Source organism: Streptomyces sp. NPDC038213, from assembly GCF_055600495.1.
This window is the reverse complement of record NZ_JBVJYM010000015.1, coordinates 70,050-85,304: the sequence shown is the minus strand read 5'-3', so window position 1 is coordinate 85,304 and position 15,255 is coordinate 70,050. Positions and strand designations below refer to the sequence as shown.

The 15,255-nt window shown below is 73.1% G+C and carries 13 protein-coding genes; 4 read left to right on the top strand and 9 right to left on the bottom strand.

Features of this window, described 5'->3' with window-relative positions; genetic code table 11:
• Positions 1-64 precede the first annotated feature (64 nt).
• From ACZ7JZ_RS21355 to ACZ7JZ_RS21315, 9 genes are all read right to left on the bottom strand, one after another.
• Positions 65-880 (bottom strand): SDR family oxidoreductase, encoded by an 816-nt coding sequence (locus ACZ7JZ_RS21355; RefSeq protein WP_470941451.1) that lies wholly within the window; start codon positions 878-880, stop codon positions 65-67.
• A 103-nt stretch (positions 881-983) separates the two neighbouring features.
• Positions 984-2,336 (bottom strand): cellulase family glycosylhydrolase, encoded by a 1,353-nt coding sequence (locus ACZ7JZ_RS21350; protein WP_470941573.1) that lies wholly within the window; start codon positions 2,334-2,336, stop codon positions 984-986.
• 573 nt (positions 2,337-2,909) lie between these two features.
• Positions 2,910-3,920 carry an N-acetylglucosamine kinase gene (locus tag ACZ7JZ_RS21345; protein ID WP_470941449.1) on the bottom strand — a complete coding sequence of 337 codons (1,011 nt, stop codon included), beginning with the start codon at positions 3,918-3,920 and terminating at the stop codon, positions 2,910-2,912.
• Positions 3,911-5,173, bottom strand: coding sequence for a 6-phospho-beta-glucosidase (locus ACZ7JZ_RS21340; RefSeq protein ID WP_470941447.1), 1,263 nt, complete (start codon positions 5,171-5,173; stop codon positions 3,911-3,913). The genes ACZ7JZ_RS21345 and ACZ7JZ_RS21340 overlap by 10 nt, the downstream gene beginning before the upstream one ends.
• 8 nt (positions 5,174-5,181) lie before the next feature.
• Entirely contained in the window at positions 5,182-6,090 is a 909-nt protein-coding gene (locus ACZ7JZ_RS21335; protein WP_470941445.1) for a carbohydrate ABC transporter permease, read from the bottom strand.
• Positions 6,091-6,093: 3 nt separating this feature from the next.
• Positions 6,094-6,975, bottom strand: a complete 882-nt coding sequence (locus tag ACZ7JZ_RS21330) for a carbohydrate ABC transporter permease (protein ID WP_470941571.1) — start codon at positions 6,973-6,975, stop codon at positions 6,094-6,096.
• Positions 6,976-7,108: 133 nt separating this feature from the next.
• On the bottom strand, positions 7,109-8,443 hold the full coding sequence (locus tag ACZ7JZ_RS21325; protein ID WP_470941443.1) for an ABC transporter substrate-binding protein: 1,335 nt from the start codon (positions 8,441-8,443) through the stop codon (positions 7,109-7,111).
• A 239-nt stretch (positions 8,444-8,682) separates the two neighbouring features.
• Positions 8,683-9,897, bottom strand: coding sequence for an ROK family transcriptional regulator (locus tag ACZ7JZ_RS21320; protein ID WP_470941442.1), 1,215 nt, complete (start codon positions 9,895-9,897; stop codon positions 8,683-8,685).
• A 180-nt stretch (positions 9,898-10,077) separates the two neighbouring features.
• Positions 10,078-10,509 carry a hypothetical protein gene (locus ACZ7JZ_RS21315; RefSeq protein WP_470941440.1) on the bottom strand — a complete coding sequence of 144 codons (432 nt, stop codon included), beginning with the start codon at positions 10,507-10,509 and terminating at the stop codon, positions 10,078-10,080.
• A 388-nt stretch (positions 10,510-10,897) separates the two neighbouring features.
• Here ACZ7JZ_RS21315 and ACZ7JZ_RS21310 point away from each other — a divergent pair, with 388 nt between their 5' ends.
• From ACZ7JZ_RS21310 to ACZ7JZ_RS21295, 4 genes are all read left to right on the top strand, one after another.
• Positions 10,898-12,472, top strand: coding sequence for a hypothetical protein (locus tag ACZ7JZ_RS21310; protein WP_470941438.1), 1,575 nt, complete (start codon positions 10,898-10,900; stop codon positions 12,470-12,472).
• On the top strand, positions 12,466-13,092 hold the full coding sequence (locus ACZ7JZ_RS21305) for a hypothetical protein (RefSeq protein WP_470941436.1): 627 nt from the start codon (positions 12,466-12,468) through the stop codon (positions 13,090-13,092). Before ACZ7JZ_RS21310 ends, ACZ7JZ_RS21305 begins: the two co-directional genes overlap by 7 nt.
• Positions 13,093-13,274: 182 nt before the next feature.
• Positions 13,275-14,606, top strand: a complete 1,332-nt coding sequence (locus ACZ7JZ_RS21300) for a diacylglycerol/lipid kinase family protein (RefSeq protein ID WP_470941434.1) — start codon at positions 13,275-13,277, stop codon at positions 14,604-14,606.
• A complete protein-coding gene (locus ACZ7JZ_RS21295) occupies positions 14,603-15,145 on the top strand; it encodes a phosphatase PAP2 family protein (RefSeq protein WP_470941432.1) in 543 nt (180 codons plus the stop codon). The genes ACZ7JZ_RS21300 and ACZ7JZ_RS21295 overlap by 4 nt, the downstream gene beginning before the upstream one ends.
• Positions 15,146-15,255: the final 110 nt, after the last annotated feature.

Genomic DNA, 15,255 nt, shown 5'->3' with positions numbered 1-15,255 from the left:
ATCCCCCTTCCCCACCGGGGGCGGGGCCGCCTGAGACCGCCACGCGGGGACGCCGTACGCCCCCTCAGCGGAAGGCGGCCGCGTTCTCCGCCGCCCACTGAGCGAAGGTGGACGACGGGCGGCCGGTCACCTTCTCGATCACGCCGTTCGGGGTGTTGTACTCGGCCGGCGGGTCGGCGAACACCTCCAGCTGGAAGTCGATCATGTGCTCCGGCACGCCCTGCGCCCGCATCGCCGCCCGCGCCTGGTCCGGCGTCAGCTCCACGAACTCCACGTCCCGGCCGACCGCCGAGCCCAGCGCGGCGATCTTCTCGCGCAGCGAGATCCGCTCCGGGCCGGTCAGCAGGTACTCCGCGCCCGCGTGCCCGTCCTCCAGCAGCGCCGCGGCGGCCACCGCCCCGATGTCCCCCTCGTGCACCATCGCGGTGCGCGAGTCCCCGTACGGCCGCTCGACCCGCCCGCCGCGCACCTCGTCCGCCCACTCCAGGGCGTTGGCCATGATCTCGGTCGGCGCCACCGTGGTCCAGGCCAGGCCCGACGCCTTCACGGCGGGCTCCAGGGTGGACTCCGACCAGCCGGCCAGCATGGTCACCCGCCGCACCCCGGCCGCCTCGATCGCCTCCGCCAGTTCCCGGCCGTTCTCCAGCGGGGCGTAGTCGTCACCCCCGAAGTTGATCAGGTGCACGGCGGTCACCCCGTGCAGCGCCGCTGCCAGCGACCCCGCGTCGGTGAGGTCGCCCCCGACGACCTCGACCCCCGGACCGAACGCCACCGCCCCGGGCCGACGCGTCAGCGCCCGCACCGGCGCCCCGGCCTCCCGCAGCGCCGCCACGACCTGCCGCCCGACCGTACCGGTCGCACCCGCCACCAGAATCGTCATGTCCCGCTCCCCACACCGTCCGTCGCCGGTCGCTCCGGCCACACCCGCACGATGGCACCCAATGAGGACAGGGGATGTCCTCATTGGGTGCGGGCCGCGGGTGTCAGCTGGTGGGGAAGTTGTCGGGGGTGCGGATGCGGTCGCGGACCCAGACGCCTGCGGGCTTGAGGCGGCTGGTGCCGGTCCAGGAGGTGTCGGCGTTGCAGGTGCCGGGCGTGAAGACGGCTCCGGAGCGGTGGTCGTCGGAGAAGTTCCAGTTGACCCAGCTGATCTTCTTGGCCGCCATCAGGTCGAGGTAGCGCTGCGCGCTGTTGAAGTCGTTTGCGCCCTCGCCCGCGGCGTTCTGGGTGCCGAACTCGGTGACGAACAGGGGGAGCCTGTCGGCGGCGCGGGAGAAGGTGTTGAAGTACCCGTCCTTGTGCGAGGCCGCGTAGAAGTGGAACGTGTACATGATGTTGGAGGCGTTGACCGGGTTCGAGACGATCTCGTTCTCGGTGCTGCCGTCGGAGACGCCCAGGGAGGACCAGGCGCGGGTGCCGACGAGGACCGGGGTGAGCGGGTCCTGCTGGCGGATGACGGGGATGAGCTGCTCGGCGTAGGACTTGATCCTGGACCAGGTGACGCCGTTGGGCTCGTTGGCGATCTCGTAGAGCAGGTTGGTCTTGGTGCGGTGGCGCTGGGCGATCTCGGTGAAGAAGGTCTTGGCGCGGGCGAGGTTGTGGTTCGGGTCGCCGGGGGTGAGCTGGTGCCAGTCCACGATCACGTACAGGCCGCGGGCGGTGGCCTCCTCGATCATGCGGTGGACGAGGTCGGTGTACTTGCGGGGGTCGGTCTCGTAGCCGCCCTCCTGTACGTACGTCGACACGCGCAGGACGTCGGCGCGCCAGTCGGTGGCGAGGGCGTCCAGTGAGCCGCGGGTCAGGCAGTGGCCGTACCACTGCGTGCCGTGGCTGCTCATGCCGCGGAGCTGGATCGGCTTGCCGTACTTGTTGACCAGCTTGGTGCCCTCGACCTTCAGACGGCCGTTGATGCCGGCCGGGGTGCCCGCGCCGGGCTCCCCCGGGCCTCCCGGGTCCGGGGCGGCTTCGACGGAGATGTGGTCCACGTTGGGGCCGCCGTCCGCCGTGGCGGCGGTGGCGCGGATGGTGTTGGCGCCGGCCTTGAGGACCACGTCGAGGGAGGCGGTCTGCCAGGCGGTCCAGGCGCCGGTGCCGGGGAAGGCCTTGGCGGCGGCGACCCTGGTGCCGTTGACGGTGATGTCCATGGCCCGGTTGGCCGTGGATCCGTTGGCGAAGCGGAGGGCGAGGGTCGCGGGTCCGGCCTGGGCGGCGTTCACCGTCCACTGGACGTAACTGCCGCTGGTGTTGTCGTAGTTGACGAAGCCGGTGCCGGTGAAGCCGGCGTGGTCGGAGTCCACCCGGCCCTGGGAGAGGGTGGCGGACTCCGCTTCGTGCACGACGGCTGCGGCGGCGTGGGGGGCCGCCGCGGCGGGGGCGGACAGCGCGGCCGAGGCGGGCAGCGCGGCGGTCAGTGCGAGGGCGAGGGAACTGGCGATCTTGACGCTGCGCAGGGGGTGGCTGGGGCGTACAGAGTTCGTCGTCAAGGCTCACTCCGCGAGGAGAAGGGGTGGGGGAGGGGGTGCGCGGCCGGTCGTGGAGGTGAGGGCCGCCCCTGGGAAGGAAACTTTCCTAACGATTAATGGAATACCAGGGTCCGCGCCGCGGCTGCAAGGGGGGTGAACTCGTGTGCCGTGCAATGGAGTTGGGGATGCGCGGCGCCCCGGGCGACCTGTGTCGTGCGGCTGCTGCCACCGACACGCGCGGGCGCGGGCACGTCGGCGGGCCCGGCCGGGCGCCTCGTCCGAGGACGGGGCGCCCCTGCACGGTCGTCGTACGGGCAGCGCACAGCGGCGTACGGGCGCACGCCGGACAGCGGCCCCCGCAGGCCCTCGGACGGCCCGCCGGCCTCCGACTGCGCTGCGACGGCCGCTTCCCGGCCGGCTCCCCGCCGACTCACGGGCGCGGCCCGGCTACGCGGGGAGCAGTGCGCCGTAGGCCGCGCGCAGCCGTGCCCGTGCCTCCGGCGGTGCGCCGAGGGCGTCCAGGCCGAGGAGCCCTGCGCCCAGTACGGGTGGTGCGGCGGCCGCGCGGGGCACCGCCATGGGGGCGCGTGCGGCCAGTTGCGCGGCGATGCGGTCGTCGAGTGCCGCGTGCCCGGCGGCCAGGATGCTCCCTCCCAGGACCACGGTGACCTCTTCGTCGAGCAGGTCGAGCCGGGTGAGGGCGACCCCCGCCATGACGGCCACCTCGTCGGCGAGGCGCTGGACGAGTGCGGCCGACGCCGGGTCCCCCTCCTGTGCGGCGGCGAAGAGGACCGGGCTGATCTCGTGCCGCCATCCGGGTCTTACGCGTCCGAAGTGGATGCCCTCGATCAGGGCCTGCATGGAGTCCAGCCCGAAGTGCGCGGGCAGGGCGCGGGCGAGTGCGGTGGGCCCTCCCCTGCCGTCCTCGGCCCGGGCGGCGTGCCACATCGCCTCCTCGGCGAGGCCGACCCCGCCGCCCCAGTCCCCGGAGATCTGGCCGATGGACGGGAAGCGGGCCGTACGGCCGTCGGGGAGCATCCCCACGCAGTTGATGCCCGCGCCGCAGACGACGGCGACCCCGCGGGGCTCGTCGGTCCCGGCGCGGAGCAGGGCGAAGGTGTCGTTGCGGACGGTGACGCCGCGGCCCCAGGACCGGTTGTGGATCTCGGCGGCCAGCGCCTCCTCCTCGGCGGGGAAGTCCGCGTTGGCCAGGCAGGCGGAGACGTGGTCGACGGGGCCCTCGGGTACTCCGGCGGCGCGGGCGTCCTCCCAGGCCTCGGAGAGGGCGGCGGACAGCACGTCGACGGCCGCGGGGATGCCCGTCCGCTGCGGCTGGAACCCGCCTCCGCGCGCCGAGCCCAGCAGCGTCCCGTCCGCGCCGAGGAGGGCGACGTCGGACTTGCTGTTGCCCGCGTCGACGGCGAGTACGGCGGCGCGGGGCGTGGTGCCTACGCCCATGCCAGGTGCTCCCTGTTGTGGGCGATCAGGCGGTCGGTGAGCTCGTCGGCGACGGCGTACTGGCCGATGAGGGGGTGGGACAGCAGGGCCTTGGCCACGCGGTCGCGTCCGCCGCGCAGGGCGGCGTCCAGGGCCAGGTCCTCGTAGGCGCTCACGTTGGCGATCAGGCCGGCGTACAGGGGGTCCAGCGTGCGGACCGGGAGGGGGGACGCGCCGGTGCCGTCGACCATGGCCTGCACCTCGATCACTGCGTCGTCGGGGAGGAAGGGCAGGGTGCCGTTGTTGGAGGTGTTCACGACCTGGGGGCCGGGTGCGCTGCCGAGGAGGGAGGCCGCCAGGTTGACGGCGGCTTCGGAGTAGAAGGCGCCGCCGCGCTTGGCGAGCAGTGCGGGCTTCTCGTCCAGGGCGGGGTCCGCGTACAGCCGCAGCAGTTCGCGTTCCATCGCGGCGACCTCGGCGGCCCGGGAGGGCTTCTCGTGCAGTTCGCGCACGACCTCGTCGTGGGCGTAGAAGTAGCGCAGGTAGTACGAGGGGACGACGCCGAGCCGGTCCAGCAGGTGGCGGGGCAGCCTGAGGTCCGCGGCGACGGCCTCGCCGTGCTGCTCCAGCAGGGCCGGCAGCACGTCCTTGCCGTCCGGGCCGCCCAGGCGCACGGCCAGTTCCCAGGTGAGGTGGTTGAGGCCGACGTGGTCGAGGTGGACCTCCTCGGGGGTGGTTCCGAGGAGGGCGGCGAACTTGCGCTGGAAGCCGATGGCGACGTTGCACAGGCCCACGGCCTTGTGCCCGGCCTGGAGCAGGGCCCGGGTGACGATGCCGACGGGGTTGGTGAAGTCGATGATCCAGGCGTCGGGGTTGGTGCGCCGGACCCGCTCGGCGATGTCCAGGACCACGGGGACGGTGCGCAGGGCCTTGGCGAGGCCGCCCGCACCGGTGGTCTCCTGGCCGATGCAGCCGCACTCCAGCGGCCAGGTCTCGTCCTGCTGCCGGGCGGCCTGCCCGCCGACCCGCAGCTGGAGCAGGACGGCGTCGGCCCCCTCCACTCCGGCGTCGAGGTCGGCGGTGGTGACGATCCTGCCCGGGTGGCCCTGCCTGGCGAAGATCCGCCGGGCGAGGCCGCCGATGAGTTCGAGGCGTTCGGTGGCGGGGTCCACCAGGACCAGCTCGCTGATCGCGAGCGTGTCGCGCAGGCGCGCGAAGCCGTCGATCAGTTCGGGGGTGTAGGTGGAGCCGCCCCCGACGATTGTCAGTTTCATGGGGTGTTTCAGCCCTTCACTCCGGTCAGTGTGACTCCCTCGACGAACGCCTTCTGGGCGAAGAAGAACACGAGGATCACGGGGGCCATGACCAGTACGGTCGCGGCCATGGTCAGGTTCCAGTCGGTGTGGTGCGCGCCCTTGAAGGACTCCAGGCCGTAACTGAGCGTCCAGGCGCCGGGGTTCTCGGAGGCGTAGATCTGTGGCCCGAAGTAGTCGTTCCAGCAGTAGAAGAACTGGAACAGGGCGACGGCGGCGATGCCGGGCTTCGCCATCGGGACCACGATACGGACCAGGGTGCGGAACTCTCCGCAGCCGTCGATCCGCGCGGCCTCGACGTACTCGTTCGGGATGGTCAGCAGGAACTGGCGCAGCAGGAAGACGGCGAAGGCGTCGCCGAAGGCCATCGGGATGAGCAGCGGCCACAGGGTGCCGGAGAGGTCCATCTGCTTGGCCCAGAACAGGTACATCGGGATGATGACGACCTGCGGCGGGAGCATCATCATCGAGATGACGAGCAGCAGCGACAGGTGCCGGCCGCGGAAGCGGAACTTGGCGAGCGCGTAGGCCACGGGGATCGAGGACACCACGACGAGTACGGTGCCCAGGCCCGCGTACAGCAGGGAGTTCCGCCACCAGGTGAGGAAGCCCTCGGCCCGGAAGACCCGGAGGTAGTTGTCCCAGTGCCAGGAGTTCGGCGTGAGGTCGTTGGTGAGTGCCTGCTCGTCGCTCATCAGGGAGGTGAGGAGGACGAAGACGAAGGGGAGGACGAAGAAGAGGGCCGCGGCGACCCCGAGGGAGTGCACGGCGATCCAGTGGAGGAGCGCCTTGCGGCGGGCCTGCCGCAGGGCCGGACTCGGGTTCGGGCTCGGGTTCGGGCCCGTTGCGGGGCGGACGGGGGTGGTCGTGGTCGTCATGGGTCAGTCACCCGAACCGATCAGGCCGCCGCGCCGGCGCATCAGGAGCGCGGTGAAGGCCATGGAGAGGGCGAAGAGCACCAGCGCCACGACGCAGGCCGCGCCGTAGTTGAACTGGCTGAAGCCGAGGCTGTAGACGAGCTGGGGCAGGGTCAGCGTGGAGTCGTCCGGGTAGCCGGGGACGAAGGTGACGCCCGAGCCGCCCATCACCCCCGAGGCGACCTTGGAGGCCACGATCGGCTGGGTGTAGTACTGCATCGCGCCGATGATCCCGGTGACGACGGCGAAGAGGACGATCGGCGCGATGTTGGGCAGGGTGATGTAGCGGAACCGCTGCCACCGGGAGGCCCCGTCCAGCTCGGCGGCCTCGTACTGCTCCTTCGGCACGTCGAGCAGCGCGGCCATGAAGATGACCATGAGGTCGCCTACGCCCCACACGGCGAGGACGGTCAGGGCCGGCTTGGCCCAGTCCGCGTCGTTGAACCAGGAGGGGGCGGGGATGCCGACCGCCTCCAGGAGCGAGTTGACCGGGCCGGTGCCGGGGTTGAGCAGGAAGACGAAGGCGAGCGTGGCGGCGACCGGCGGGGCCAGGTACGGGAGGTAGAACAGGGTGCGGAAGACCCCGGCACCCGTCTTGATCTTGGTGATGAGCAGGCCGATGCCGAGGCCGAAGACCACCCGGCAGGTGACCATGACGACGGCCAGCCAGAGGGTGTTCTGCAGGGCCGGCCAGAACTGCGGCAGGTCGGAGAAGACGTACGTCCAGTTGTCCGCGCCCCGCCAGACCGGTGCGTTGAGGCCGTCGTACCGCATGAACGAGAAGTAGAGCGTCGAGAGGAGCGGGTAGGCGAAGAAGGCGCCGAACCCGATCAGCCAGGGCGCCATGAACGCCAGGGTGCGCAGCGCGTCGCGCCGCCGCCGGGACCGGAGCGTGTTGCGTCCTGCGGGAGCGGGGGCGGCCGGGGCGGCCGTCCCCTTCGCGGGCAGGGTATCCGTGCTCATGGGCGGTTTCCGGCCGTCACTTCGCCGCGGCGATGTCGCGGTCGATCTGGGCCGCGGTCTCCGCGAGCCCCTTCTGCAGGTCGGTGACCTGGCCCTTCTCGTACTGCTGGGCGAACTTCTGCAGGGTGTCCTGGTAGGCGGAGCCGTTGACCGCGCCGTCCGAGGTGGAGGAGGCCGGGTGCCGGGCGATGTCGAGGAAGGTCTGGAAGCGCTCGTCGAACTTCAGGTCCGGGGACTTCAGCGCCTCCAGGGTGGAGGGGACGTTGCCGATGCCGTTGGCGAAGTCCACCACCGCCCCGGTGTCCGTGGTCATGTACTTGACCAGCTCCCAGGCCGCGTTCTGCTTCCTGCTCTGCGGGGCTATGCCCATGATCGTGCCGGAGAGGTAGCCCTTGCCGTACTCGGCGAGCTCGTCGTCGGGCACCGGCAGCGGAGCGACGCCGACCTCGAACTTCACGCCGGCGTCCTTGACGAAGTTCAGCCGCCACTCGCCGTCGAGCTGCATGGCGACCTGGCCGGTGTGGAAGGGGTGCTTGGCGCCCCACTCGTCACCGAAGCCGGTGCGGAACCTGTCCAGCTTCTGGAAGCCGCCCAGGGCGTCGACCAGGGACTTCTGGTACGTCATCATCTTCGCGAACGCCGGGTCCTTCGCGACGGCCGACTTGCCGTCCGCGTCGAAGTACCCGCCGTGCTTCCACTGGGACATGTAGTGGGAGACGACGGTCTCGTAGCCGAGGTACGTCGGCATCACGCCGACGCGCTCGTACGAGTCTCCCTTGGCCTTGGTGAGCTTCTTCGCGGCCTCGGTGAACTGGGACCAGGTCTTCGGCGGGGCCTCGGGGTCGAGACCGGCCTCCTTGAACGCGTCCTTGTTGTAGTAGAGCCCGTACGCGTCGGAGAGCAGCGGCAGGGAGCAGCGCCGGCCCTCGAACTGCGTGTACGACTGGAGGACCTTCGGGAAGATCTTGTCGAGGTCCAGCTTGTCCTTCTCGATGAACGGCTTGAGGTCGGCGAGGGCGCCCGAGGCGCAGAACTTGCCGACGTTGGCCGTGGTGAAGGAGGAGACGACGTCCGGCCCGTTCGAGCCGCCCGCGCGCAGGGCCTGGCCCAGCTTGTCGTCGTTGATGTTGCCGACGACCTTGACCGTGATGTTGGGGTGGGCCTTCTCGAAGCGGGCGACGTTATCCTCGATGGCCTTGACCTCGGCGGGCGCCGACCAGCCGTGCCAGAAGGTCAGCGTGACCCTGGCCTTGGGGTCGTCGGCCGCGGTGGAGCCGGTGGATCCCGTACAGGCGGAGGCGAAGAGGGCGGTGGCTGCGGCCAGAGCGCCGGCGGTTGCTTTGCGGTGCATGGCAGGACTCTCTGTTGAGGGGGGACGGGGTTCCGTGCGGGCGTGCCTGAGTGGGGGGCGGGTGTGGTGACCGGCGGCGGATGCGGGGTGGGCACGTCGTCATCGGCCGTCGCGCGAGCGGGGGGTGTGGTGCGCGCGTTCCCGCCGCCCGCGGCGGGAGGGCAGGGGTGGGGTACTCCCTGTCCCGGCCGGCGGCGGGGACGGGAGGTTCGGGGTCCGGTCTGGTTCTGGGTCTGGGTCTAGCGGGAGGTGTCGAAGACCTCGTCGCGGGTGGCGGCCAGCGCGCTCTCCAAGGCGCCCTGCTGGACGGGCTGTTCGGTGATGCCGCCGAGCACGAGGCGCGGCCGCGAGGCGGCGAGCTCGTGCAGTTCGGAGCTGACGCGGCTCAGGAGCGGGTCCCCGCCGGGGGTGATGGCCCCGCCGGCGAGGACGACCAGTTCGGGGTCGAGGACGGCGACCAGCGAGGCGAGTCCGGTGGCCAGCCGCGTCGCGTAGGCGTCGAGGAAGGCCCCGTACGCCCCCGCGTCCGAGGCCGCCGCCCGGGCCAGGAGGAGGGCTGCGACCTCCGGATACGGGCCCTGCGGAACGTCGGTGACGCCGAGTTCGCGCGCGAGCCCCGGGAGCACCTGCGCACCCGCCAGGTCCTGGTAGCCCCCTCCGTTGGCCCGGGTGACACCGCGTACCAGCGGCGCGCCCGGCACGGGGAGGTAGCCGAGCTCGCCCGCGCCGCCCGTGAAACCGCGGTGCAGGCGTCCGCCCATCACCAGCGCGGCCCCGAGTCCCTCGGCGTTCCAGAGCAGGACGAAGTTCTCGTGGCCGCAGGCGGCGCCGCCCTGCTGCTCGGCGACGGCGACCAGGTTCACGTCGTTCTCGTACTCCACCGGCATGGGCAGGGCCGCGGCCAGTTCGCCGAGGAGGCTGGGAGAGTGCCAGCCGGGCAGGTGGGCGGCGTAGCGCAGGCGGCCCGTGGACGGGTCGAAGGCCCCCGGGGTGCCGATCACGACCCGGTGGACGTCGGCGCGGACGAGACCGGCCGCCTTGACCGCACCGTCCAGTGCCGCCGTCACCTGGGCGGCGGCGTCTCCGGCCCGCCGCCCGGGGGTGGGCAGCTCGTACCGCCCCACGACCGCGCCGGTCACGTCGGCCACCGCGGCGTGGATCCGCTGCGGGGTGACGTCGAGCCCGGCGACGTACGCGATGCGCGGATTGATCGTGTACAGCTGCGCGCCGGGGCCCGGCCGGCCGGTGCTGGTGCCGGTCGCGAGTACGAGGCCTGCGGCCTCCAGCCGGCCCAGGAGCTGGGAGGCGGTGGGCTTCGACAGCCCGGTCAGGGCTCCGATGCGGGTCCGGGACAGCGGGCCGTGCTCCAGGAGCAGGTCGAGCGCGGCCCGGTCGTTCATCGCCCGCAGCACGCTGGGGGTGCCGGGGACACCGCCTCCTGGGGTCTGCACCATCCGTCCGACCTACCTTCCGCTCACCCGCCGGTTGATTGTTAGGAACGTTTCCGGTTGGTTGGGGAGAAGGTACGTCCCCTCCTGTACAGCGTCAAGAGGGCGGGCTGCGGCGGCTCCCCGCGGGCCCGGGCCGACGGCCTCCGCACCCGGCCGGAGGCCGTACCCGACCGGGCACCGCGATCAGAGGCCCTCCTGACCACCGCTCGAAGGGGGTCGGAAGCGGGCCGCGAGCTGGTGTGCGTACTGATCGTCCGGGCCGAGCTCCCGAACCGCCAGCTCCGCTCCCCGGGGCCGACCCGTCTCGCACAGCAGCCGGACGAAGACGTACAGGGCGTCACGGTCACCGGCTTCGGCACGGCTGCGCAGCTGCGACTCCATCCCCTGATCGCGCAGGGCCCTGTTGAGTCTCCGGCGTGCGTGCACATCCGTGAGAGCGCGGTCGGCGAGTTCCGGGAGCCGTTGCGCACGCACCAGCAGGTCCATGTGCCACAGATGGCTGTCGTGCCTGAACGGATCGCGCGCATAGCACTGGGCGTGGGCGCTCACCAGAGCGATGGCCGCGTCCCAGTCGCGGCGCTCTTCCGCAGCCCGGGCCTGCTCGAACCACTCCACGGGACGAGTATCGCGCGGTACCGCCCGTACAGCGTCGTGGGAGCCGCCGCTGACAGCCGCCGGACAACCGCCGCGGTCCTCGCCGCAGGTACCTCCTACCGGTCTCCCGGGGCGGCCACGGGACTGCCCGCGCACCGAGGAGTTCTGGATGGTCCAGCACCTCCACCGCGCAGCACAGAAGGCGTCCTGACCCGCGCGGGCTGCACGGCTCAGCGCCGCGGCGGCCAGCGGCTCCGATGCCACGGCGCTCTCCCCGGTCCGGGCCGACGGGCCGCAACCCGGTGGATCGCGCGGGGCGTTGTCAGAGCCCCGTGCGAGGATCCCCCCAGGTCGGTGGTACGGGCGGGAGCCGTGGCCGGTGCGGACCGTGGTCGCCTCCGGGGGGCGGATGAGCGTGGACAAGGACGTGGGTGGGGACATGGGCGTGGACGTCGGCGTGGTCGCCGGAATGGGCGGGGACGACACCACGGAGGCGTGGCGGCCGGCCACGTCTTTGTCACGGCTGCGGGAGCTGGCGGCGCGGGGGCCCGGGACGGCCCGGATCGTGGCCTCCCGGATAGGCCTGCCGGCCGGGTTGGCCGAGGAGGTGGCCGTACGGGCGCTGGCGGGCGGCCCGGACTGGTACGGCGTACTGCGCGCACTCGCCGCCCACCCTGCGACCCCGCCCGAGCGGCTGGCCGAGCTGGCCGCCCACCCGCAGGAGTCGGTGCGCCGGGTGGTCGCGGTGCACCGTGCGACCCCGAAGGCCGCCGTCAAGGCACTGGCCCGGGACGGGTCGGCGGTGGTACGCCGGGCGGTGGCCGCCCGCGAGAAGCTCCCCCGCAAGACGGCCGGGCTGCTGGTCTCCGATTCCTCCGGCGACGTGCGGCTGGCCCTCGTCCGGCGGGTCGGAGCGCGTCCGGAGCATCTGCGGGCCCTGGCCACCGACCCGGACGTCCGGGTCCGCCGCGTGGTCGCCGCACTCGGCCACGCCGGCGATGCGGACCTCACGGACCCGGATCCCGGGGTACGCCGGACCGCCGTGCACAAGCGCGCGGCACCCGAACTGCTCCCGCTGCTCGACGCCCTGGCGCAGGACCCGGACACCCGCGTCCGGGAGCTGGTCTCCCAGCAGTACCGCAACCACTCCCCGGCCGTACTCGCCCGCCTCGCAGCAGACACCGAGCCCAGCGTCCGGGCCGCGGCGGCCGAGAACCCCTTCACCCCCGTCCGGCAGCTCACCGAACTGGCCTCGGATCCGGACCTGACGGTGCTCGCCGCCGTCGGCAAGAACCCGACGGCCCCGCCCGAGGCGCTCGCCCGCCTGGTCGACACGATCACGCGGTTGTCCGGTGGGAGTGACGGCGGGGGCGAAGACCCAGGCCCGCAGGAGGAGGTCCAGCGCCTGGCGTACGCGGCACTGGAACACCCCGCCACCCCGCCCGAGGCGCTGCGCGCCCTGCACGCCCTGGGCGTGTGGCCGTACTTCCACCACGGGAACGCGATGGACCAGCCGAACTGGCCGCCGGACCTGCTGGCCGAGTTCGGCCTGGCCTACAGCGCGAGCACGGTGTCGGGAGAGGCGGAACGGGCGAGTTTCGCCGCGATCGACGAGGCCCGGCACACCGCGCCCCCCGGAGACGTCCTCGCCGCCATGGTCCGCAGCCCGGTCTACTACCTGCGACGCGCGGTCGCCAACCGGCACACCCCGCCCGAGGCGCTGGCCGCGTTCGCGGGCGATCGCGCACGCGCCGGCGACTCCAGCCTCCTCGACTCCCTCGCCAAGAACCCGGCGGCGCCGGTCGGGATCCTGCTCGCCTGGGCCGAGGCGGGCGAGCGCCACTACGAGATGCTGAAGAACCCCGAACTCCCCGATCCGGTGCTCGCCGCCATCGCCGCGGCCCCGGACAGCCCGTACGCCGGGCAGGCCCTGTGGATGCTGGAGGTCCGGGCGCTCCGGGCCGGAACGGAGACCCCGTGCTGAGCATGTCCTCGTGGCGGGCCCGGTTCGACCGGCTCCCCGACACCTCCGCGGTGGTCGACCGGCTGGGCTCCCAGACGGTCATCGCCGACTACCTCCGGGACACCGGCACCGCCTGGCAGTACCACGCGGGCGACCTCGTGGTCCCGGAGGACCTGGCCCTCGACATCGCGCTCGTCGTCGACGGCGACCTCGTCGTGCACGGCTTCCTGGACGACTGCGCCGGGAACATCGGCATGCTGGTGGTCCTCGGCGACCTGGTGGTCCGCGACCTGGTCTCCTGGGGCTCGGTGTACGTGCACGGCGACCTGCGGGCGGAGGGCGTCGTCTACGGCTACTACAACGACTTCACCTTCGAGGTCGCAGGCCGCGTACACGCCCGGGCACTGGTGCTGTCCGACAAGTCCGCCTCGTACACCACGGGCGAGGTGGAGGTCGAGGTGGATTCCTACTACCCGTCCAAGCAGCAGCTCCTGGCCGCCCGCGACCTCTTCGTACCGCAGGTGTACGACGGCGGCGCCAAGCGCGCCCGCAAGGGCCTGCCGCCGAAACTGCGCCGCCCGAGCTACCGGCGGGTCTGCCGCCGGCTGCGGGAGGGCAAGCCGCTGTTCCGCAGCACGTAGGAGCGGGCTGCCCCCAGAGCCTGCCAGCAGGGGCCGGGCCGCTCCGGGAGCCGGGGCCGCACCCCCACCCGGCCACACCACCGCCCGCCGCCCGGGGCGCCTGGTGCGGTAGCAGCGGTCCCGGCGTTACCCTCGACGGCCGGGCGGCCGGGCAGACGGGCATCCGGGACGGAGGAGGACCGATGGCGGAGCAGAGGACCGGGACCCGGGCCCGGGTCCTGGCACTGGGCGCGCTGTTGTGCGCGGCGGGGGCGGTCGCCGCGCTGGCCAGCACCGGGGCGCACGGGCTGCTCGTGCTGCTGTGCGGGGCGGCCGCGCTGGTGGTGGCGGCCGCCGGCTGCTGGTGGGTCCTGGCCCGGCGCGGACTGCCGCGCGTCCTCGGGGCGGTGCTCGCCCTCGCCGCACCGGCCGGTGTGCTCGTACTGGCGGCCGGTGCGCACGTGGTGGCGCTCTTCCTCGCAGCCTTCGCACTCTGGCTCGCCGGTCTGTTCCTCGGGCGGGCCGCCCTCGGAGCCGCAAGGCCGTCCGCGCCGATGCGGGCCAGGCCGGCGCCTGCGCCCCGGCACGCGGTGCTCATCATGAACCCGAAGTCCGGGGACGGGAAGGTCGAGCGCTTCCAGCTGGTCAGCCGGGCGAGGGAGCTGGGGGCCGAGGTGGTGGTCCTGGACCCGTCGGCGCAGCAGGACGTCACCGCCCTGGCCCGCAAGGCCGTAGCCGAGGGGGCGGACCTGCTCGGTGTCGCGGGCGGCGACGGCACCCAGGCCCTGGTGGCGGCGGTCGCCGCCGAACACGGCCTGCCGTTCCTCGTGGTGTCCGCCGGGACCCGCAACCACTTCGCCATGGACCTGGGCCTGGACCGGGGCGACCCGTCCACCTGCCTGGACGCGCTCACCGACGGCGTGGAGCTCACCGTGGACCTCGGCCGCGTGGCCGACCGGCCCTTCGTCAACACGGTCTCCTTCGGCGCCTACGCCCAGATCGTCCAGAGCCCGCAGTACCGCGACGCGAAGGCCGCCACGGCCCTGGACGCCCTGCCCGAGCTGCTGCTCGGCACGGACGGCCCGCGCCTCGTGGCGTCCATGGGCGACCAGCGCCTGGACTCCCCGCAGGCCCTGCTGGTCAGCAACAACCCGTACGCCGAACCCGACCCGGCCACCCTGGGGCGCCGGCCGCGCCTGGACCTCGGGGTCCTGGGCGTCATCGGCGTCCGCGTCGACGGCGCCGCGCAGGTAGCCGACGTGACCCTGCGCGGCTCCCGGGCCGACGCCCTGACGGTCATGACGGCGTCCCGGGTGACCGTGGACGCGGACACCGCGGAGATCCCGGTCGGCGTCGACGGCGAGGCCCTCACCCTGCCGACCCCGGTCGTCTGCACGATCGCCGCCGGCGCGCTGCGCGTCCGCGTCCCGCGCCGCCGGCCCGGCGCCGACCCGCGGCAGATCGACCGCGCCCGGCGGCCGAACTGGCGCACCCTGTGGACCATCGCCTTTCCCTCCGGAAGGACCCGCACGTGAACGACCCGATCCTGCACGACCTGTCCGCACTGGACGGCGCCCTCTACGCCGCCGTCGCGGCCACCGAAACACCCGCGCTGGACGCCCGCCTGCGAAGGCTGTCCGGCCTGGCGAACCACTCCAAGATCAACCTTTCCATCGCGCTGGCCCTCACCCTGGTCCCGGGACGCTGCCGGCGTGCGGGCCTGGCCGGAGCGGCAGCCGTAGCGCTCGCCTCCGCCACCTCCAACCTCCTCGGCAAGCAGCTGGTGCGCCGCCCCCGGCCCGACCGCGAAGCCGCCCGCGTGGCAGTGGACCGCCAGGTCCCCATGCCCGCCTCGGCCTCCTTCCCCTCCGGCCACAGCGCATCCGCCTTCGCCCTGGCCAGCGCCGTGGGCCTGGCGCTCCCGGCCGCCGCCGTACCCCTGGGCTTCCTCGCCTGCACGGTCGGCTACTCCCGCGTGCACACCGGCGTCCACTACCCCGGAGACGTCCTCGCCGGCGCCCTGCTGGGCACGGCCTGCGGGGTCCTGGCGGCAACCGCCCAGCCCGGTCGTTGACGTCCGGGCCGCCGGTCAGCTGCTGAGCGGAGGGTCCGCTGCGGGGTGCTCGATGACCCGCGGCGCTCCGCCGCGTGCGTACAAGACCCGGCGGGGGCCAGCGGCTCCAG